The sequence below is a fragment of the Pedobacter miscanthi genome, assembly GCF_003315595.1.
GTDB classification, from domain to species: Bacteria; Bacteroidota; Bacteroidia; order Sphingobacteriales; family Sphingobacteriaceae; genus Pedobacter; species Pedobacter miscanthi.
This window is the reverse complement of record NZ_QNQU01000029.1, coordinates 22,034-42,996: the sequence shown is the minus strand read 5'-3', so window position 1 is coordinate 42,996 and position 20,963 is coordinate 22,034. Positions and strand designations below refer to the sequence as shown.

22 protein-coding genes are annotated in these 20,963 nt (G+C 39.2%); 15 read left to right on the top strand and 7 right to left on the bottom strand.

The window, feature by feature from the left end; all coding sequences use genetic code 11:
• The first annotated feature begins 154 nt into the window (after positions 1-154).
• From DRW42_RS24715 to DRW42_RS24705, 3 genes are all read left to right on the top strand, one after another.
• Positions 155-2,188 (top strand): M13 family metallopeptidase, encoded by a 2,034-nt coding sequence (locus DRW42_RS24715; protein ID WP_113951551.1) that lies wholly within the window; start codon positions 155-157, stop codon positions 2,186-2,188.
• Between the two features lie 299 nt (positions 2,189-2,487).
• The gene (locus tag DRW42_RS24710) at positions 2,488-3,267 is read left to right on the top strand and encodes a DUF2625 family protein (protein WP_113951550.1); all 780 of its coding nucleotides are present in this window, start codon (positions 2,488-2,490) and stop codon (positions 3,265-3,267) included.
• A gap of 5 nt (positions 3,268-3,272) precedes the next feature.
• Positions 3,273-3,737 (top strand): DinB family protein, encoded by a 465-nt coding sequence (locus tag DRW42_RS24705; protein ID WP_113951549.1) that lies wholly within the window; start codon positions 3,273-3,275, stop codon positions 3,735-3,737.
• A 3-nt stretch (positions 3,738-3,740) separates the two neighbouring features.
• Here DRW42_RS24705 and DRW42_RS24700 read toward each other — a convergent pair whose 3' ends face one another.
• The gene (locus DRW42_RS24700) at positions 3,741-4,079 is read right to left on the bottom strand and encodes an MmcQ/YjbR family DNA-binding protein (RefSeq protein ID WP_113951548.1); all 339 of its coding nucleotides are present in this window, start codon (positions 4,077-4,079) and stop codon (positions 3,741-3,743) included.
• 281 nt (positions 4,080-4,360) lie between these two features.
• On the opposite strand from DRW42_RS24700, the gene mnmC2 reads away from it, so the two are divergent.
• The 3 genes from mnmC2 to DRW42_RS24685 all read left to right on the top strand — a co-directional run bounded on the left by mnmC2 (position 4,361) and on the right by DRW42_RS24685 (position 7,805).
• A complete protein-coding gene (mnmC2, locus tag DRW42_RS24695; protein ID WP_113951547.1) occupies positions 4,361-5,026 on the top strand; it encodes a tRNA (5-methylaminomethyl-2-thiouridine)(34)-methyltransferase MnmC2 in 666 nt (221 codons plus the stop codon).
• Positions 5,027-5,667: 641 nt separating this feature from the next.
• A complete protein-coding gene (locus DRW42_RS24690) occupies positions 5,668-6,615 on the top strand; it encodes an aldo/keto reductase (protein WP_113951546.1) in 948 nt (315 codons plus the stop codon).
• Between the two features lie 80 nt (positions 6,616-6,695).
• On the top strand, positions 6,696-7,805 hold the full coding sequence (locus DRW42_RS24685; protein ID WP_113951545.1) for an AI-2E family transporter: 1,110 nt from the start codon (positions 6,696-6,698) through the stop codon (positions 7,803-7,805).
• On the opposite strand, the gene DRW42_RS28890 is transcribed toward DRW42_RS24685, so the two are convergent.
• Positions 7,788-8,036 carry a hypothetical protein gene (locus DRW42_RS28890; RefSeq protein ID WP_158544397.1) on the bottom strand — a complete coding sequence of 83 codons (249 nt, stop codon included), beginning with the start codon at positions 8,034-8,036 and terminating at the stop codon, positions 7,788-7,790. The two genes, DRW42_RS24685 and DRW42_RS28890, sit on opposite strands and share 18 nt — an antisense overlap.
• Before the next feature lie 71 nt (positions 8,037-8,107).
• Here DRW42_RS28890 and DRW42_RS24675 point away from each other — a divergent pair, with 71 nt between their 5' ends.
• Both DRW42_RS24675 and mazG read left to right on the top strand, forming a co-directional pair.
• Positions 8,108-8,557, top strand: coding sequence for a DoxX family protein (locus tag DRW42_RS24675; RefSeq protein WP_113951543.1), 450 nt, complete (start codon positions 8,108-8,110; stop codon positions 8,555-8,557).
• A gap of 19 nt (positions 8,558-8,576) precedes the next feature.
• A complete protein-coding gene (mazG, locus tag DRW42_RS24670) occupies positions 8,577-9,383 on the top strand; it encodes a nucleoside triphosphate pyrophosphohydrolase (RefSeq protein WP_113951542.1) in 807 nt (268 codons plus the stop codon).
• A gap of 132 nt (positions 9,384-9,515) precedes the next feature.
• On the opposite strand, the gene DRW42_RS24665 is transcribed toward mazG, so the two are convergent.
• The gene (locus DRW42_RS24665) at positions 9,516-9,899 is read right to left on the bottom strand and encodes a YchJ family protein (RefSeq protein WP_113951541.1); all 384 of its coding nucleotides are present in this window, start codon (positions 9,897-9,899) and stop codon (positions 9,516-9,518) included.
• Positions 9,900-9,973: 74 nt separating this feature from the next.
• Here DRW42_RS24665 and truA point away from each other — a divergent pair, with 74 nt between their 5' ends.
• On the top strand, positions 9,974-10,774 hold the full coding sequence (gene truA, locus DRW42_RS24660; RefSeq protein WP_113951540.1) for a tRNA pseudouridine(38-40) synthase TruA: 801 nt from the start codon (positions 9,974-9,976) through the stop codon (positions 10,772-10,774).
• Between the two features lie 36 nt (positions 10,775-10,810).
• On the top strand, positions 10,811-11,251 hold the full coding sequence (locus DRW42_RS24655; protein ID WP_113951539.1) for a hypothetical protein: 441 nt from the start codon (positions 10,811-10,813) through the stop codon (positions 11,249-11,251).
• An 89-nt stretch (positions 11,252-11,340) separates the two neighbouring features.
• Here the strand turns inward: DRW42_RS24655 and DRW42_RS24650 are convergent, their stop codons facing one another.
• Positions 11,341-12,570: an ABC transporter permease gene (locus tag DRW42_RS24650; RefSeq protein WP_341866240.1), complete on the bottom strand. Its 1,230-nt coding sequence runs from the start codon at positions 12,568-12,570 to the stop codon at positions 11,341-11,343.
• Between the two features lie 172 nt (positions 12,571-12,742).
• On the opposite strand from DRW42_RS24650, the gene DRW42_RS24645 reads away from it, so the two are divergent.
• Both DRW42_RS24645 and DRW42_RS24640 read left to right on the top strand, forming a co-directional pair.
• Positions 12,743-14,011, top strand: coding sequence for an exo-beta-N-acetylmuramidase NamZ family protein (locus DRW42_RS24645; protein WP_113951579.1), 1,269 nt, complete (start codon positions 12,743-12,745; stop codon positions 14,009-14,011).
• A gap of 234 nt (positions 14,012-14,245) precedes the next feature.
• A complete protein-coding gene (locus DRW42_RS24640) occupies positions 14,246-14,452 on the top strand; it encodes a hypothetical protein (protein WP_113951537.1) in 207 nt (68 codons plus the stop codon).
• Between the two features lie 139 nt (positions 14,453-14,591).
• Here DRW42_RS24640 and DRW42_RS24635 read toward each other — a convergent pair whose 3' ends face one another.
• Complete coding sequence (locus tag DRW42_RS24635; RefSeq protein WP_113951536.1) at positions 14,592-15,635, bottom strand: DNA topoisomerase IB; 1,044 nt, start codon at positions 15,633-15,635, stop codon at positions 14,592-14,594.
• Positions 15,636-15,725: 90 nt separating this feature from the next.
• On the opposite strand from DRW42_RS24635, the gene fmt reads away from it, so the two are divergent.
• A complete protein-coding gene (gene fmt, locus DRW42_RS24630; RefSeq protein ID WP_113951535.1) occupies positions 15,726-16,634 on the top strand; it encodes a methionyl-tRNA formyltransferase in 909 nt (302 codons plus the stop codon).
• Between the two features lie 375 nt (positions 16,635-17,009).
• On the opposite strand, the gene DRW42_RS24625 is transcribed toward fmt, so the two are convergent.
• Both DRW42_RS24625 and DRW42_RS24620 read right to left on the bottom strand, forming a co-directional pair.
• Positions 17,010-17,849 (bottom strand): aminotransferase class IV, encoded by an 840-nt coding sequence (locus DRW42_RS24625; RefSeq protein WP_113951534.1) that lies wholly within the window; start codon positions 17,847-17,849, stop codon positions 17,010-17,012.
• A 3-nt stretch (positions 17,850-17,852) separates the two neighbouring features.
• Positions 17,853-18,881, bottom strand: coding sequence for an RluA family pseudouridine synthase (locus tag DRW42_RS24620; protein ID WP_113951533.1), 1,029 nt, complete (start codon positions 18,879-18,881; stop codon positions 17,853-17,855).
• Between the two features lie 102 nt (positions 18,882-18,983).
• Between DRW42_RS24620 and DRW42_RS24615 the strand changes: the two genes are divergently transcribed.
• Both DRW42_RS24615 and DRW42_RS24610 read left to right on the top strand, forming a co-directional pair.
• Positions 18,984-20,012: a DUF6588 family protein gene (locus DRW42_RS24615; protein WP_113951532.1), complete on the top strand. Its 1,029-nt coding sequence runs from the start codon at positions 18,984-18,986 to the stop codon at positions 20,010-20,012.
• Between the two features lie 65 nt (positions 20,013-20,077).
• The gene (locus DRW42_RS24610) at positions 20,078-20,947 is read left to right on the top strand and encodes a 1-aminocyclopropane-1-carboxylate deaminase/D-cysteine desulfhydrase (protein ID WP_113951531.1); all 870 of its coding nucleotides are present in this window, start codon (positions 20,078-20,080) and stop codon (positions 20,945-20,947) included.
• The last annotated feature ends 16 nt before the right edge of the window (positions 20,948-20,963 follow it).

The following is a 20,963-nucleotide window of genomic DNA, read 5'->3' as shown; positions in this document are numbered from 1 at the left end:
CTATTAAAGTACCATTTTCGGCATCCGAACTGATCAGACGGCTCGGCTTAGCAAAAATCTACTACTGGTTTAACAAGTAATATTATTAATATATTGCATCAGTATTGATTTGTATTTCATAAATTTCGCATCATAATACTAACTTATTAAGCGAATGAAATACCAAAACTTGAAAAGATATTTTGCGGCACTGGGTATAGTTGCTGCTGGCTTTTCTGCAAATGCACAAACAAAAAAATTTATCGATCCTGCCAATATGGATTTATCCGTTAAGCCAGGCGATGATTTCTACACCTACGCAAGTGGTACGTGGGTAAAAAACAATCCTGTTCCTGCAAAAGAAACCCGTTGGGGTTCGTTTAACGAACTTCGCGATTTCAATATCAATGCAGTAAAATCCCTGGTAGAAGATGCTGCCGCAGACAAATCAGCTCCTGCCGGTTCGGTAAAGCGCAGGGTTGGCGATTTTTACACGGCTGCAATGGATAGCGCAACCATCGAAAAATTAGGTTATACGCCAATAAAAGCCGATTTAGCTAAAGTAAAACAGATTAAAGATATCCCGGGTGTTTTAGACCAGGTAGCTTACATGAGAACCAATGGTTTAGGAGGCGGAATGTTCGGTTTAGGTGTTGGCCAGGACCGTAAAAACGTAAACAAATACATGGTTAACATTGGTCAGGGAGGCACAACCCTACCCGACCGCGATTATTATCTGAAAGATGATGCCCGCAGTGTTAAAATCCGCGAAGCATACAATACTTACATGATTACCCTGTTTACCTTAACAGGAAGTACAGCTGAAGAGGCTAAACAAAAAGCGGCTACGGTTTATAAAATTGAAAAACAGTTTGCAGAAGCGCAAATGAGCCGTTTAGAAATGCGTGATCCTTACGCAACCTACAACAAATTAACCGTTGCAGAGCTGAACAAAAAAACACCGGATATTAACTGGACAACTTATTTACCGAAATTCAAGATTAAAAACCAGGATACTGTTTTGGTTTCTTCGCCTAAATTTATGGCGAGTTTCGACGGCATGTTGAAATCGGTTCCGGTTGAAGACTGGAAAACTTATTTAGAGTGGAATATTTTAAAAGGTTCGGCATCAAGTTTAAGTTCACCTTTTGTTAAGGCAAGTTTTGCTTTCACACAGGCTCAAACCGGTCAGAAGGTACAAACGCCACGCTGGCAGCGCATGTCATCTTTAACTGATGGCACCATTGGTGAATTATTGGGTCAGCTTTATGTGGCTAAATATTTCAAGCCTGAAGCGAAAGAGCGTATGAACCAAATGATTGTGAACCTGCGCAAAGCATTCGAAATCAGAATTAATGGTTTAGAATGGATGAGTCCTGAAACCAAACAAAAAGCTTTGGCTAAATTACATGCATTTACTCCCAAAGTGGGTTATCCTGAAAAATGGAAAAACTATGATGGTTTAACGATCAATAAAGGCACATATTTCCAAAACCTACGCAATGCAAGTGTTTGGGGTTACAACGAAATGGTTGATCAATTGGGTAAACCTGTTGACCGTAAACGTTTTGGAATGACGCCACCAACAGTTAATGCTTATTACAGCCCAACTTTAAACGAAATTGTTTTCCCTGCTGGTATTTTACAGTTCCCTTTCTTCGATCCAAATGCTGATGATGCGGTAAATTATGGTGGTATCGGTGCCGTAATCGGTCACGAAATGAGCCATGGTTTTGATGATAGCGGAAGCCAGTACGATGCTGCCGGTAACTTAAAAAACTGGTGGACAGCAGAAGACAAAGCTAAATTTGATGCTAAAACCAAAGCTTTGGGTGAGCAGTTTGATGCTTATACCGTATTAGATACCGTACATGTGATCGGTAAATTAACCATGGGCGAAAATATTGGTGATTTAGGTGGACTAAATGCGGCTTATACCGCTTTCAAAATGACTAAACAAGGCCAGAGCAATGAGAAAATTGACGGTTTTACGCCAGATCAGCGTTTCTTCTTAGCCTGGGCACAAGTTTGGAGAGGCAATATTTTACCAGAAAGTGCGGCTCAGTTAATTAAAACCGATCCGCACTCTCCTGGTCCATACCGTACCATTGGTGCCCCTGTAAATATGGATGCCTGGTACAATGCATTTGATGTTAAACCTGGTGATAAATTGTATAAAAAACCAGAGGATAGGATTAGAATGTGGTAGGATAAGGTAGAAGGTTAAAAGGTGGAAGGTTTAAGGTTTTTCCCTCAATCATTTAAAATCATTTTTTTTATATCATCCCTATATTGCAAGCGTCCCGATATTTTCGGGACGTTTTTTTTTTATTATTGTGGTGTCAGATGTTACCATCTAACAATGCTAAAGTTTAAACCTTTATTCGCCTTAGTTCGTGTCGCCACGAACCATTCATAAAATCAAATTCAACATTTACCAAAATTTAATTTAACTCCTTTCGGCAATTCTTAATTATCATTCTATCTTTGAAAAAACATAAATATTTTATGAACAGTGTACTTAAAACATTTTCTATCCTGGGTTTAACTTTATTTTCGTTAACAGGTTTTGCTCAGGAAAATAAATTAATCGGTCTTGAGGCCTTAATCAACAAAACCGACCCAGCCTGGCCATTGGTAAAAAAATGGATCGATTCTGCCAAAAACAAGGTGGAAGTTTTACCTGTTGATTCGGCAAAAGCCAAAGAAGTGCTTTATAACACACAAACTACCACTTATGCCACATTAGGCTCAGTAATCTACAACACCGGGGGCATCCTGGTTGATAATGGCTGGATCAGGATTTTAGGATCAGGCAGTGAAAAATTGAACCGCAACGTTGCCGAATGGAATAAAGGCAAAACGCTTGATGAGTATGGTGATAATATGCCTTATCTGTTAATTGCCGACGATGCAGTTGGTGGTTTTTTTGCCATTAATTATGGTGGTTTGGGTAAAGATATTAAAAATGTATACTACCTCGAACCGAACAGTTTAACCTGGCAACCATTGGGTGCAGGTTATGGCGAGTTTCTCGTTTTCTGCTTCGATAGTGATCTTTCTAAATTTTACAAAGGCTTACGATGGAGTACCTGGAGCCAGTTTATCGGCAATTTAGATGGTTCTAAAACTTATAGCTTCCGCCCGTATTTATGGCAGGAAGGTACCGATATTGAAAAATGTACGCGAAAACTGGTTAATACAGAAGATATGTACAAATTTAACATCATGAAGTCGAAAGAGTTTAAGAATGAGGAAGAAATGAAAAAGCAAGCGCCGAAACAATAATTTAAATGCCTGATACCTTAGCCACCATTACACAGATCAAAAACACCAGGGCTTTCATTATAGAACTCGTAAAAGATTTAAATACCGAACAGTTAAATAAAATACCCAAAGGTTTTAATAACAACATCATCTGGAATATTGCGCACCTCACCGCAGCACAGCAAAACCTTTGTTACGTACGATCAGGTTTACCGGTAACAGTTGAATCAGAATACTTCACTCCATTTTTAAGCGGAACAAAGCCAGGTCATTTTATTGGCAAAGAAGAAATTAATTCGATTTTCGACATACTATTAAGCAGTATCGACCGCTTAGCATCAGATTATACAAGTGGGATTTTTAAACAATTTGATCCATGGGATAAGCGCTACGGCATGAAACTAAACTCAATAGAGGACGCCATAAACTTTGTGCCTTTTCATGAGGGTATGCACATAGGCTATATCATGGCATTAAAGAAACTGGTATAAAACCTAAGCATACTTTGCCTGTGTTTTCTTAGGTAGCTTAGCTAAAACCATTGCCCTGGAATCGGCCACCCTGCTTTTCAATTCCTTATCATTTAATACATCTAAATTTTCAATCTGAATCCACTGCCTTTTAGCCATGTGATAAGCCTGCGCTATCCCATCCCGGGCTGCAAGCTCCTCAAATTCATCGGGATTACACTTGATCGAAAAACTATTACCCTCATCAATAGCGATAATTACATAAATCTTTTCCTCAATCATAAAACACAAATGTTCCCATTTCATGCCTTCGGTAGTACCGGGCAAACTCAAACAATATTCTCTGAAAGATTCGATATCCATGTTTAGGGTTTAATGTAAGACTAAAGGTTAAAGCTTAAATACCAAAGATAAAAGCTAAAAATTTAAAGACCAAAAGTAAAAGGAGAAAGACTAAAGCTGAAAAACTAAAGCACAAGTATCAGGATTCAAGTATCAAGATTCAAGATAAAAGTATCGGGATGAATCATGATCCTGAAATCCTAAAATCTTATTAATCCTATTTAATCTTATTAATCCTATTTAAAAATCCTACCAATCCTGTTCCTATATTTGTAGCAAAAAAATCAATAAAACCCTGGCCCATGAATATTATTACCCCAACTGCTGATGGTTCGAATACACTTTATAATGAAACCATTGGCGAACACTACCACAGTAAACATGGCGCATTACAGGAGAGTAAACACGTATTTATTGATGCAGGCTTAAAATTTGCCTCGGCTGACCGGTCAGAAATTTCCATTTTAGAAGTGGGTTTTGGTACCGGATTAAACTTTATTCTGAGCTTCGAATATTGCCAGGCGAATAACATTAAACTCAATTATACGAGTATAGAAGCTTTTCCGCTTACCAGCGAAGTGATTGAACAAACCGGTTATTCGGCTTATGTTCCGGAAGAGATCTGGTCTGATTTTATCTCCAGCTATCCCGATGCCCTAAAAGCTCCCCAAAAACTCACGCCACTTTGTACATTGGAAATCCCGCATACTACCCTGGCCGAATACCAAACCAACCAAAAATTTGATGTGATTTATTATGATGCCTTCTCCGTTCAGCACCAGCCCGAAATGTGGAGCGATGAAATCATTGCACAGGCCTGCAGTTTCTTAAAACCCGGTGGAACATTCGTTACTTATGCCATTACCGGAAAATTGAAAAGAGCAGTTAAAGCTTCTGGATTTACCATCGAAAAATTACCAGGCGCACCAGGAAAAAGGGAAATGCTTAGAGCAGTTAAAGAGATGTAAAGGATGGAAAATGTAAGATGGATGATGGAAAAGTCCGGGGTCGGAGGTCCGAAAATCCGAAGATAAAATTTCAAAAAACGCTCTTTGTGGCTTCGTGCCTTTGTGGTTAAACGAGTCCGATGTCGGAGGTCCGAAAGTCGGAAGATAAAATTGTAAAAAACGCTCTTTGTGCCTTCGTGCCTTTGTGGTTAAATGAGTCCGGGGTCGGAGGTCCGAAAGTCCGAAGATAAATTCCAAAAAAAACGCTCTTTGTGTCCTAGTACCTTTGTGGTTAAACGAGTCCGATGTCGGAGGTACGAAAGTCGGAAGATAAAATTGTAAAAAACGCTCTTTGTGCCTTCGTGCCTTTGTGGTTAAACGAGTCCGATGTCGGAGGTCCGAAAGTCCGAAGGTAAATTACAAAAAAACTTTCTTTGTGTCTTCGTGCCTTTGTGGTTAAGCGCGTCCGGTGTCGGAGGTCCGATGTCCGAAGATAAAATTTCATAGGAAATTAAGAATAAATAGCCGCCCACCTGCATGCCCTCAGCACTCTCTCTCCGTGTGCTTTGCTATTAAAACCTCCGATATCCTGACATAATTCAGACTGCCTGCCAAAACCACTGCCACCTAAAATTTGTTAACACAACATTAACATTCGTATCATGGAAAAAAGAACCTTAGGAAAAACCGATTTAAATATTGCGCCCATTGTATTTGGAGGAAATGTTTTAGGCTGGACAATAGACGAGCAAAAATCATTTGAAATATTAAACCAATTTGTTGAAAGTGGATTCAACTTTATCGATACCGCCGATGTGTATTCGCGCTGGGTACCCGGCAATAAAGGTGGCGAATCGGAAACGATTATCGGCAACTGGCTAAAAAATCACAATAAACGCCACGATGTAATTATTGCCACAAAAGTAGGTTCGGATATGGGTCAGGGCAAATCGTTAAAAAAGGACTATATCATTAACCAGGTAGAGCATTCTTTATCACGCTTACAAACCGATTATATCGATCTTTATTTTTCGCATTTTGATGATGAAAGTATTCCGGTGGAAGAAACCCTTGGTGCTTACGAAACCTTGATCAAGGCGGGAAAAGTACGCTGGATCGGTGCATCTAATTTTTCGGCCAATCGTTTAAAAGAATCCTTGCTTTATTCTACCGAACATAACCTGCCCCGTTACGAAGTTTATCAGCCGGGGTACAACCTTTACGACAGAGAAGAATTTGAGCGGGAACACGAAAAAATCTGCCTGGAACATGGCCTGGGTGTTGTAACCTATTATTCTTTGGCAAGTGGCTTTTTAACCGGCAAATACCGCAGTGAAGATGATCTGAACAAAAGTCAGCGTGGTGGTGGCGTTAAAAAATTCCTGAATGAACGTGGTTTCAGGATTTTAAAAGCCTTGGATCAGGTTTCAGACCAACACCATGTGGCACCAGCCTCGGTAGCTTTGGCGTGGTTGATTAATCGCCCATCAGTTACTGCGCCAATTGCCAGCGTTACCGATTTAAGCCAGTTAAAATCATTCACGGATGCAGCAAACTTAAAACTTTCGCCTGAAGATATTTCAATTTTAGATCAGGCAAGCAGTTATTAAAAAAATAATCCCTTATATTTAAATGCCCGATTAATGAAACAATTACTCGGGCATTTTGTATTAAACAGGATTTAAAATTTATGAAAGACAAACTATCATTTCTACCCAAACTTGCATTGGTCCTTTTCTGTTTAATCAGCCTAACCTACATTGCCATTTTAGGCCAATCGTTATTAGCGCCACTGCTGTTCTCTTTTTTAATGGCAATTTTGTTGTTACCGGTTGGTAATTTTCTGGAACACAGATTAAAATTTAAAAGAAGTTTATCTACCCTGGCATCTGTAATCCTGATGATCGCAGTAATTGGTGGTATTATTTACTTTTTTGGCAACCAGTTGAGCGATTTATGGGCAGACTGGCCTTTATTGAAAGAAAAAGCCAATGTTTCATACCACGAACTCCAGAAATGGATTTCGCATACTTTTGGTGTAAACTCGCAAAAACAGCTCGATTATTTAAATGATAGTACCGAAAAAGCATTGGCAACCAGTGCCGCAATTGTGGCGACAACCCTGGCAACCTTGTCTTCTACCCTCTTGTTTTTGGGTTTTACCTTATTATTTACCTTCTTTATTTTAAATTACCGCAGGGTATTATTCACATTCTTAACCTCTGTTTTTAGAGAAGAACACAAAGAAAAAGTAAGTGAAATTGTTAGCCAGATCCAGTATATCATTAAAAAATACATCATCGGATTATTTCTCCAGATGTTGATTGTTACTGTATTGATGATCACCGTATTGAGTCTTTTAGGGGTTAAATATTCTGTATTATTGGGTTTGGTGGCCGGAATATTTAATGTTGTACCATATTTAGGGATTTTCTTCGCGTTATTGGTAAGCTGTTTAATCACTTTTGCAACCGCTGGTGCAGGCAAAGTATTACTGGTTTTAATTGCTTTTGTAGGTGTTCATGCTGTTGATGGAAACGTTTTAATGCCGTTGGTAGTAGGTTCTAAAGTAAAAATTAATGCCTTGTTTGCCTTTATCGGCATCGTAGTTGGCGAAATGATCTGGGGCATTTCGGGCATGTTTTTATGTATCCCCTACCTGGCCATGTTAAAAATCATATTCGACAGGGTTGATAACCTTAAACCCTGGGGTATTTTAATGGGCGAAGAACACAAACCCGATAAAAAGAAACGCGTTTACCGGATTACTAAAAAGATTAAATTAGAAGAAAAAGATTAAAATGGCCGAAAACAGATCGCCGCATATTTTAAGCACATCTGCAAACTTACTGGGAATCTGCTTTATTGTGCTTACTTCTTTAAAAAAACTTGCACTTACCGATGGTTCCCTGATCGATGAATTTGCAGTTGCGGCGGTAATGTTTTTCATGACCAGTTGTATCCTATCTTTTATCGCTATGCGGAGAACAAAAACTTCAAGCCAACCATTAGAAAAAACAGCAGATTTCATATTTTTATCGGGATTAGTGATATTGTTTATAGCAACTATTTTAATTGCCTTTAACCTGATAAAATAATTTAATGAAACCTCTATTTGTATTGTTACTGGTATATGTGGCATTATTGGCTTTTGGCGGTCACACTACCTTTGATAAAGGAAATATTTTTGCGGGCAATATTGCCATGAGCGTAATGTTGCTTTTTACCGCCATCGGGCACTTTAAGTTTAAAACCAGTATGGCGGCCATGATTCCACTGTTTATCCCTAAAAAGGTTGAGATTGTGCTTTTTACAGGTGTACTCGAAATTTTATTCGCCATTGGCTTAAGCATAGATAGTACGCGTTATTACACCGGAATAGCATTAATTATTTTTTACATCGCCATTTTACCGGCCAATATTTATGCGGCAAAACACCGCATTAACTATGAAGATCTGCACAAACCCGGCCCCGGACCAAAATATTTATGGTTCAGGGTACCTTTTCAGCTTTTCTTAATCGCCTGGGTTTGGTATTTTAGCATCCGATAATTTACTTCAATAACAGCACATGCCAAATAACCCTATTCCAGCTACCGCAAATAACCCAGCCGATGCTTTTACACGCCTGCTTACCGTTTTAGATACACTGCGCACACAATGTCCGTGGGATAAAAAACAGACCATGGAAACCCTGCGCCATTTAACCATTGAAGAAACCTATGAGTTAAGCGATGCCATTTTGGAGGGAGATCTAGACGAAATCAAGAAGGAACTTGGCGATGTGATGATGCACCTGGTATTTTATTCACGCATTGCTTCCGAAACGAACGATTTTAACATTACCGATGTATTAAATGGTGTTTGCGATAAACTGGTAAACCGTCATCCGCATATTTATGGCGATGTTGAAGTGCAGAACGAGGAAGATGTAAAACGCAACTGGGAACAAATTAAGCTGAAAGAAGGCAACAAATCGGTTTTGGCTGGTGTACCCTCGTCATTACCCGCCTTGGTTAAGGCAGCACGCATACAGGAAAAAGCAAGGGGCGTGGGTTTCGACTGGGAAGATAAAAAACAGGTTTGGGAAAAGGTTGAAGAAGAATTGCAGGAATTTAAAACCGAATTCAACGTAGCCGATAACACGGCTATTGATATTGAAAAAGCCGAATCAGAATTTGGTGATGTGCTTTTTTCGCTGATCAATTATGCACGATTTATTAATATCAATCCTGAAAACGCACTGGAAAAAACCAATAAAAAGTTTATAAAACGTTTCCAGTACCTTGAAACCAAAGCCAAAGAAAACGGAAAAGCCCTTGCCGATATGACACTTGCAGAAATGGATATATATTGGAATGAAGCGAAGAAATTATAAATAGACTTCCCCTCGTGTCGTCATTCCAACGCGACGTCATGCTGAATTTATTTCAGTATCTTTCTTGCAAGATAGACCCTGAAATAAATTCAGGATGACGGCTTTATCCGTGTGAGGCCAATAAACTTAAAATTACCCGTAAAAATCCCCATCCACATAGTACCACTTGCCATCCTCTAACCTGAAATTAGATTTTTCGTGCAGCACCTCGGTCTGGAACTTTTTATTCAGGTAATATGCTTTAAATTCTACCACGTCAAAATCCGAAAAAACGATTTCGAGTTTTAGCCATTTGGTATTTTTTGCACTATTTAAATAAGCATTTTTAGAATGATTTTTCTTTTTACTGCTGTGCGTGGTATCGTAAAGATAAGCCGCATCGGCTACAACAAAGGCCGAATACCGCGAGCGCATCAATACTTCAGCAGTGGGTGCATTTTTCACTCTTAAATGATAAGGCTGGCAACAATGCTGAAAAGCCATTCCGCTTCCACAAGGGCAGTTTCTTAACTCCATAATTAAAATTTACGGTGCAAAAATAGCTTTTAATATTGCGGCTGCTAAAATTTACGTAAAATTGCAGCGAAATAATGAGATACTTCTTCCACATCGCTTATCAGGGTCAGCATTATAATGGCTGGCAAAAACAACCAGGTGCCATTAGTGTGCAAGATGTTATTGAAAAAGCGCTGAACCAGATTTTCAAATTTCCCATCCCGATTATCGGTTGTGGCAGAACGGACGCACATGTACATGCCAGTCAGTTTTTTTTCCATGCAGATATTAAAAATGAATTTGATTTCGACTTGCTTTACCGCTTAAATAAGGCTTTACCACAAAATATAGCTGTTTTCGATATTATTAAAATGGAAGGCCTGCCACACGCCCGTTTTGATGCAGTACAGCGCCAATACGATTATTTTATCCATACCTATAAAGATCCTTTTTTAAGCAACCAGAGTTCCTTTTACCTGGAACCAGCGCTCAATCTGCATAAAATGAAGGAAGCCGTAAATTTATTGCCAAACTATAAAGATTACAGGGCTTTTTGTACCCAACCCAATAAGTATGAGCACACCATCTGTAATGTGATGGAAGCCGACCTGTTTGTAAACCGTAAAGGCGACCGCATCCGTTTCCATATTGCAAGCAACCGTTTTTTGAGTAAAATGATCAGGATTTTAATGGGTAAAATTTTAAAAGTGGGCAAAGGTGAATTAAGTGTTGATGAATTCGAAAACCTGCTGATCAGTCTCGAAACACCCAAAACTTTGGATCCGGCACACCCTACAGGACTTTACCTTTCTAAAGTAACCTACCCCTACCTCAACCTCCAACCCCGCACCGATTTTATCCACAGTACACAGGGAATAGAGTGGATTTCGGTTTAGTTGTAGCGTTTTTTATTTGAGCGCCGTTTAAGGGGTATGAAAGCTCAAATCTATATCCTCTTACTTGCCATTGGCCTTTCTTTCGGCTGTAAAAAATCAACTACTGTGGATGTGATAACAGATGGCCATTATACCGGCGTTTTGGTGGTAACCAGTAGTGTTAAATCGGTGCCCGAAATCACGCCCGTTTCAGTTACTTTAAAAGATGGCAAATTTGATATCACGGCCAGCGGCAATTTAAAACCAGCGGCGGTAAAAGGAACTTATACTTTAAATAATGGTATAGGTAATTTTGTAGCTGAAGGCGTTTGGACTGCTGATTTTGACTGGAACAGGATTTTGAACGGCGAATATGATGTTAAAAGCAGTGGTGTAGATTTAACGCTTAAAAGGAGATTTAAGGAACAAGCTAATTTTCCGCCAGCGGTATCTTATGCTACATTGAGTTACGAATATATTTTAAAACGAACCGATTAATAAGCGTCGGAATATTTAAGAAAATCTTAGGTTTAGGTTTGCTTGGGCGCCGGGTTTGATCTGTCCGGTGACCCAAGTTTTTTTATCAGTTATTTAAACCTGATGGCTTTTAACGGAGAAACCTTGCTGATGAGTAACGAAGGTATAACCAAAACCGCCAAACATACGACTACTGTGATAACGTTCAGCGCCAGAACATCGATAAAATGAAACTCAATCGGCGCATAAGCCAGAAAGTAAGATGCCTGGTTAAGTTTAAAAATATGTGTTGATTGCTGTAAAAAGCCAAGTCCCACACCTAAAATATTACCCAAAAGCAAACCAATCCCCACGAGATAAGCCGAATTGTAGAGAAAAATCTTCATAATGCTCCAATTGCTGGCCCCAAAAGATTTTAGCATCCCGATCATATTAGTACGCTCCAAAATCATAATCAATAATGCTGTTACCATGTTGATTACCCCCACAATCAGCATTAAAATCAGGATGACATTCGTATTTACATCAAGCAGGCCCAACCAGGTAAAAATATTCGGAAAATTTTCCTCAATGGAATACGAACGAAGGTTACGCGGCAGATGTTCGTAAATATTATCGGCAATGGGTTTAAGCTTATTAAAGTCTTTAATCCTGATTTCGACACCACCTATTTCATCGGGTTTCCAGTTATTTAAGCGCTTAATAATGTTCAGGTTGCCCAGTACAAAACCTTTATCAATATCTTCTACACCGATATCGTAAATACCTACAATTTTAAATTTCCGCGGACGCAGTTGATTTTGTACAAAATACATGATAAAATCATCACCCGTTTTTAGTTTTAAACGTTTTGCGGTGTAATTCGAAATTAACAGCTCCTGCATCGCAGCCGTACTGTCAGAAAAATCGATTATGGTACCGCTGATGATGTGCTGTTTAATGTAATCCCACTTATAACTTTTATCTACTCCTTTAAAATTAATACCTTCTATTTCACTATTCGCTGATAGAATGGCAGGTTTTGTGGCAAAAGGATAGTAAAATTCAATATCGCGGTTATTTTTAAGCATTTTCTGCGTTTCAGCATCCAATACAAAGGGCGAATGTTCAAAAGAATTATTCAGGTCGTACCGCGTAATCTGTACATCACCAAGGTATCCCCTCACCTTATCCTGAATCTCCGTTTTAAACCCTTTAATAATGGCGATGGATAAGATCATAACAGCCAGACTCAGCATTACACCTGCAATGGCAATGCGCACGATCAGTTTAGAAAAGGTACGTTCCGATTTAATGGCTATCCGCCCTGCTATGAAATATTCGAAATTCAATTTAATCAATTGTTAAGTAACAAAAATGCTCAATTCCTTTTAAAAAATGGCATTTTCGAAAATAAATAAGCAACTTTAAACATCAGCGATCAACTTACAATACGCAAACATCAATAGCATAAATCAAAATATCAGCTTAATTGTTTTGTTATCATACCGGAAGATTAGAATAATAATGAAAATGAAAAAATATATCTGCTTTGCTTTAACTGGATTAATTGCATTATCAGCCTGCGGACAGCCAAAACCACTGGAACAGGAAATCGGAAAGGGGAAAAACCTCGAAAACAGAAAATTGCTGATCAGGACGCCCAAAGTGCCATCGGAACTTAAAACCGGAGCCGAGCAGACTGAAAAATACCTGCCACTGCTAAAAGGAAAACGTGTGGGCATGGTGGTTAATCCTACATCGGTTATCGGTACACAAACCTCGGTTGATAGTCTGCTAAAGCGGGGCATTAAAATTCAGAAAATATTTGGTCCTGAACATGGTTTCAGGGGCAATGCAAGTGCCGGGGTTACGGTTAACGATGATGTAGATACCAAAACAGGCATAAAAGCGATCTCACTTTATGGCAAACACAGTACCCCTACTGCCGAAGACCTGGCCGATATCGACATTATGGTTTTTGACATCCAGGATGTGGGCGTACGTTTTTACACCTACATAAATACCTTACAACACGTGATGGAGGCTTGTGCGGTAAATAATAAACCACTGTTGATTTTAGACCGGCCCAATCCTAATGGTTATTTGATAGACGGTCCGATTTTGGATCCCAAATTTAAATCCGGCATTGGTGTACAACCCATTCCTATTGCACATGGTTTAACCGTTGGCGAATATGCACAGATGTTAAACGGTGAGGGCTGGTTAAAAGACAAAGTAAAATGTAAGATCACCATTATCAAAAATGCCAATTATAACCACGATATGGCCTATACTTTACCAGTAAAACCATCTCCGAACTTAAACACACAGCAAGCTATTTTGCTTTATCCATCTACCTGTTTGTTCGAGGGTACTTATTTAAACCATGGCCGTGGTACCATGTTCCCTTTTACTATTGTTGGTGCCCCATACCTCAAAGGAAAATTCGATTTCAGTTTCACCCCAAAAAGCATAAAAGGCATGTCTGAAACTCCTTTATTTCAGGATCAGCTTTGTTATGGCCTTGACCTGAGGAATTATGATACTGCAGAACTGGTTAAATCAAAACAGGTTAACATCAGCTGGTTAATTGAACTTTATAAGGCATCGCCTAGAAAAGAAGATTTCTTTAACACCAAATTAAGCAAAGAAATGGGCACAATTGAGCGATTGGTTGGTGTGGCCGACTTCAGGCAACAGGTTATTGATGGAAAAAGCGAAGCCGAAATCAGGGCGAGCTGGGAACCGGGATTAAGTGCCTATAAAACCATGCGTAAGAAATATCTGCTTTATAATTAATGATTGAATGGCTCAATGATTGAATGAAAGAATGAATGAATGAATAATTGAGAAAATGATTAATTGAATGGGAAATTGATTGAATGATAGAAGGATTGAGTTTTGAATGAAAGAATGATTGATAAAGCAATTTTTCAAACTTAACAGATTAAGAATTGTTATTAAGCAAAGGATTTGATTTGGCGTTAGCAACATTCAATCATTCAAAATTTATTCACTCAATAATTAAAAAAAATGAGCGGTCCAAAAGTTAAAAGCGATAAACCAGGTAGTAATTACGAAGAAGAAGTACCTAAAGGCAGAGAACCTGTTGATCATAAAACGGTAAGGAAAGAGAACGACAGTACACCGAATAAAGCACCAAAAACCAATAATCCGGCAAAACAGCGCGAGCAGGAAGAACAGCCTGTACACCCGATAAAAAAGGCGCCTAAGGAATAACGGCTAGAGTCTTCATCCCCACTGAAACAAAACTTATTAGCTGGTCGTCATCTCGACCGGAGCATAGCGGAGCGGAGAGATCTGCCTCGAGATAGATTTCTCCATTTCGTTACACTACAGTCGAAATGACGAGTTGTTATTACTTACTATTCGCTTTCAAAAACGACAATAAAACCTTTTCATCGTGCGCCAGTCCTAGCTTACCAGTTACTTTATTGTTATTCATCTTCTTCATGTATTTGCCTAACTCATCATTCTCGTAAGCTGTTAACAAAAGCGGATACACGTACGAACTTTTGCAAACCGCCCGGGTGTTTCCCAGTTTTTTGGCCACACAATCTAAAACGGTTACGATTGCCTTTTTTGAGTTTAAATTAAAATTTTCATCAGCGCTACATTTAGAAAACTGGCGCAAAGCTTCGAGTGTTCCGCCCCAGGTCCTGAAATCTTTTGCTGTAAAATCATCGCCCGTAATTTCTTTAATGTAGGTGTTTATCTTACCCGAATCTATACTTTTATGCTCTTTTCCATGGGTATAAAACTGAAATAATTCCTGACCAGGAATGTCTCTGCATTTTTTAACCAGTTTAGCCAGCGACCGGTCATTCAGTTCTAATTTTTGCTGAACGCCCTTTTTACCTATAAAATCCATGGTAATTTTACTTCCGTCAATTTTTACATGTTTATCACGCAGTGTGGTAAGTCCGAATGAACCATAAAGCTGTTTATAACTCTCGTTTCCAACACGGATGAGTGTTTTTTGCAATACATCAACCGAAATGGCCAGCACTTTCCGTTCATCAAAATCTTTACGGCGAAGATCTTTCTCCAGGTTTTTCCTTGCATTTGGTAAAGCTTTCCCAAATTCCAGCAGGCGGAAATATTTATCTTCCGACCGGCGGCTTGTCCACTTATTATGGTATTTATATTGTTTCCTGCCCGCAGCATCAATTCCGGTAACCTGCAGATATGCATTCGGTTTATTGGCAATCCACACGTTCTGCCAGGCCGGGGGAATAACAAGGGCTTTGATCCTTTCGAGGTGTTTTTCTTCCGTTATTTTATGTCCTTCCTTATCCTCGTAATAAAATTTACCCGGTTTCCCTTTACGGTAAATCCCAGGCATGCCGTCGGTTACATACACCAATCCACTTGCTTTAACAACATCTTTGCCTTGTACCATTTTTTGCCTATAAGTATGGGTTTATTTTTAGTTATTTTGCAAAACTTAACGCGGCTATCCACGTTATTTTAGAAACACAACACTTTCTTTATGAAAATAGTTTTCATGGGTACGCCCGATTTCGCTGTTGCATCTTTAGATGCCTTAGTTCAAGCCAATTTTAATGTTGTTGCAGTAGTTACTGCACCTGATAAGCCAGCAGGCCGTGGACAAAAACTGAACGAAAGTGCCGTAAAAAAATATGCCGTAGAAAAAGGGATTCCGGTTTTACAGCCCGAAAAATTAAAAAATCCTGAGTTTATTGAGGAATTAAAATCATACCAGGCCGATCTGCAGGTGGTAGTGGCATTCAGGATGCTACCGGTAGTGGTTTGGAGTATGCCAGCCAAAGGAACCATTAATTTACACGGCTCACTGCTACCACAATACCGCGGTGCGGCGCCAATTAACCATGCCATTATAAACGGCGAAAAAGAAAGTGGCGTAACTACTTTTTTCCTTAAAGAGGAAATTGATACAGGCGACATTATCCTTAGCGACAGTGTTGCTATTGCAGATGATGAAACCGCAGGCGATTTGCATGATAAACTGATGGTTATTGGCGCAAATTTACTGGTAAAAACCCTCCATGCCATTGAGGCAGGCGAAGTAAACGAACAACCGCAACCTCAACGCGGCGAATTAAAACATGCACCGAAGATTTTTAAGGAAGACTGTAAAATCGACTGGAATAATACTGCACAAAAAATCCATAATTTAATCCGCGGCTTGAGTCCTTACCCAACGGCATTTACCATCCTAAATGATAAAACTTTAAAGGTATTTAAGGCCGAAATTGAAGATAAAGAGCCTGGCATTGCAGCTGGCGGGTTCTTAACAGATGGTAAAACCTATTTAAAATTTGCAGCTAAAGACGGTTTTATCAAACTTTTAGATATCCAGTATGAAGGTAAAAAACGCATGTTGATTGAAGATTTTTTAAGGGGAATGAGGTTGTAGTTGCGTTTGGCGTAGAGTGTTTGGCGCTTAGCGTTTGTTTAATCGCAATGGTGCGAAGGCCAACGTCTGGAGGTCCGGAGTAGAATAAGCGCTAAAAAAGTGGCGTCATCTCGACTGAAGCCTAGCGAAACGGAGAGATCTATCTCGAGGTAGATTTCTCAACTTCGTTGCACTTCGCTCGAAATGACGGTACATGTTAGCTCGCTCGAAATAACGAATTGAAAAAAAATTTGCTTTAACGATTTAACAATCCTGAAATGAAACAATAAAGCAATCACCAATTAACCAGCGAACGATAAAAACAGTTTACAGTCGGCAATTTGCTTTAACAATTTAACAATCGAGCAATTAAACAATTAACAAATGACCAGTGAACTAAACTGCGTTTAATTTTTCGCTCAAAAACTTCGATATTTCATTAAAATACCTTTTCCGGCCGTAGCCCATTACCCATTGTATGCCCTGCGTAGCATTCGTAATAAAAACTTCTTCTGCTTCTTTTAAAATTTCAGGGTTAATCTGTGCTTCAATCAAAGGTAGATCATTCATTTTGCACAATTGCATTACAGCGGTACGCATTACCCCGCTTACACAACCTTCGGCCAGCGATGGGGTATAAATCTGCTTATTATATACCACAAATACATTGGCACTGATGCTTTCACAAAGAAAACCATATTGATTCAGGATCATGGCTTCATCCAAGCGGTTCTGGCTTTTAAAAATCCCCGCCATCACGTAAAGTAATGCATTAGCGGTTTTAAAATTAGATAGTTTATTAACAGGCTTAGTCATTTCGTCGTAAACGTCGATGATCAAACCTTTACTGTTAAGTTCGTAACCAGATGATTTTAGCGGAATACCTTCTAAAACATAACCGGCCTTATTAATTTCGGGAGTATATACACCAGCTCCTCCCCTGTAAACCGAAAGACGGAAACGGACATTTCCATTCCATTTGTTGCGTTTGGCGAGGTCGGCAGTTTTTTGACGTATAAAATAATCGTCCATTAAGGCATGTCCATCAATCTTTAAAGCTTTCATCCCTGCCGTAAGCCTGTCGGCATGTAAATCAGCAAACTGGAGCTTATGATTGATCATACGCATGCTTTCAAACAATCCGTCTCCAAATTTAAAGCTCCTGTTCGCAGCCGTTAAAAACGGAATATCAGCCGCCTGAAATTCATCATTAAATAAAAGGTACTCCTGAAGCATATTTTATGATGTGGCGATATAATTTTCCCATTTGGTTAAGCCGGCTTTAAAATCGGGCGGTAAAGGCGATTCGAAATACATGTATTCTTTAGTGGTAGGATGGATAAAACCCAAACTCTGCGCATGTAAAGCCTGACGAGGTAATAATTCGAAACAGTTATCTACAAACTGCTTGTATTTGTTAAAAGTAGTTCCTTTTAAAATTTTATCGCCGCCGTACATAGCATCATTAAAAAGCGGATGCCCGATGTGCTGCATGTGTGCCCTGATCTGGTGGGTACGGCCGGTTTCAAGCTCACAGCTGATCAGCGTTACATAGCCCAAACGCTTTAGTACTTTATAATGCGTTACCGACCATTTGCCTTTTTCTTCGTCATCATAAATATCCATCACGCGGCGGTCTTTAGCACTTCTGCCGATGTAACCGGTTACTGTTCCGTCATGCTCAATATCGCCCCACACCAGCGCAATGTATTTACGCGTAATACTATGATCGAAAAACTGACGTGCGAGGTGTGTAATCGATTTTTCATTTTTACTGATCAGCAATAAACCCGAAGTATCTTTATCAATGCGGTGCACCAAACCCGGGCGGCCATCATTACCCGGCAATTGCGGAAGTTGCTCAAAGTGGAATGCCAAAGCATTAACCAGCGTACCGGTATAATTGTTAAATCCGGGGTGTACCACCATTCCGGCAGCTTTATTTACCACTAAAAGATCACTGTCTTCGTAAATAATATCGAGCGGTAAATCTTCCGGGTAAACTTCGGTATCGCGTGGCGGATGTGGCAGCACGATAGATATCTCGTCGAAAGGTTTTACCTTATAACTCGATTTGATCTGTTTTTGGTTAACCAGTACATTACCGGCATCTATTGCGTTCTGAATACGGTTTCGTGAGGCATTTTCTACACGTACCATCAAAAATTTATCAATACGCAGCAAAGACTGCCCTTTATCGACAATAATTTTTAAATGCTCATATAATTCCTGCTCTTCTGATTCCTGCAATTCGACCACATTTTCCATTGGGCAAAAATAAACTTTTAAGTTCAAGAATTTTTCAATGATTGCAGTTTTCGGAAAAACAGCATTATCTTTATCCTAATAAAAACATTCTAAATCATTTATATGAAGAAATGCTACTCTTTAAAAGCCGCTTGTGCTTTATTTTTATTGGTAATGGCCCAAAAGGCAAACGCACAACAAGATGTTGGAAGCTTATTTGTTTCTGGTCCTGCTGATGCAACCAAATTAATTAATGCCTATTTCGACCCGTTATATAAAGGTTTGGGATTGGGATTAACTGATGGATGGTCGAATACTGCCAGATCAAAAGGTTTTTTAAAATTTGATGTCCGTGTTTCTGCCTCTGCAGCTTTTGTTCCGCAATCGGCCAGAAGTTACGATGTAAACGCATTGGGATTAAGTAATATCAAACCTGCACCAGGTGCTTCTTCAATTGGCCCAACGGCATTTGGCAACGATAGCGAAGGTGGCAAAATGCAGATTTACACCAGTAGTGGAATTCCTACAGGCAAATTCTTCAACCTGCCACAGGGTGTTGGTTTCCATGTGGTGCCGTCTGCACAGATCCAGGCTACATTGGGTTTACCAAAAAATATCGATGTTACTTTAAGGGCCATGCCTAAAATAAAAATCGGCAGCGATTTGGGAAGTTTATCGATGATTGGTTTTGGCGCCAAAGTTGAACTTTTACCATTATTTATGGGTTCTACAACAGAAAAATTAGTACCTGTAGATATTGCAATTGCCGGCGGTTTTACCCAGTATAAATATAATTTGCCATTGAATATTAATAATACCGCAAATTCTGATCAGCGTATTGATGCAAAATTTAATGGGGTAAATTTTGATGCCATCGTATCGAAAAAAATATTGTTTTTTACTCCTTTTGCCAGCGTGGGTTATCAAATATCCAACACTAATTTAAAAGCTTTAGGTACCTATAAATTTGAAGATGGCACAAGCAATGCAACTTATGTAGATCCGGTTTCGGTTAAACAAACTGATATTGATGGTGTGAGGGCAAGCTTAGGTTTTCAGTTAAAATTTGGTTTCTTTAAATTTTACGGTTCTTATACCCAGGCAAAATACAGCATGGTTAATGCAGGTATAGGTCTTGGTATTGGCCAATAATCAATTTTCAAATATAATATTGCTTAAAAACACCTGAAATATTCAGGTGTTTTTTATTTTTACACGTGTTCGAAGAAATATATAGTCCTGTACAAAAGATAACATTGCCCCCATTTAACAATCTTTTTGTTAAACGCGATGACCTGATCGACCCTTATATTTCGGGCAATAAGTGGCGCAAACTCAAATACATTTTAGCCAGGGCAAAAGCAGAAAACAAAACACATTTAGTAACCTTTGGCGGCGCTTATTCCAATCACCTGGTGGCTACGGCCGCGGCAGCAGCAAGATCGGGATTAAAATCAACAGCTTTTGTAAGAGGTGAAGAAGTAAAGAATGAAATGTTATTGCTTTGCAGCTTATTTGGCATGCAGCTCATTTTTACCAACCGCGAAAGTTACCGGGATAAACATAAATTGTTTGAGTTGCATTTTGCTACAAATGATGAAGCGTATTTTATTGATGAAGGAGGAGCCTCGCCTGAAGCTACAATTGGCTGCGCACAAATCATCAGCGAACTCATTGAAAATTATGATCATATTTTCTGTGCTGCCGGAACAGGTACTACCGCAGCCGGATTATTAAAAGGAATTCAGCAACAAGGATTAAACACCAAACTCCACATTATCCCCGTATTAAAAGGCGGCTCGTTTATTAAAGATGAAATAGCAAAATACACTCCCCTTTCCGATCATTTAGCATTGCACCTTGATTATCATTTTGGCGGCTATGCCAAAACCACCCCTCAACTGATCGATTTTATTAAAACATTTACTGCTCAAACCGGCTTGCTTTTAGATCCTGTTTATACTGCAAAAATGTGCTTTGCTATTGCAGATCTGCAAAAAAAGGGATTTATCGGCGAAGATGATAAAATTCTCGCCATCCATACCGGCGGATTAATAGGCTTATTTGGGATGGAGGATAAGTTTTAGTATAGGAAAATACTTA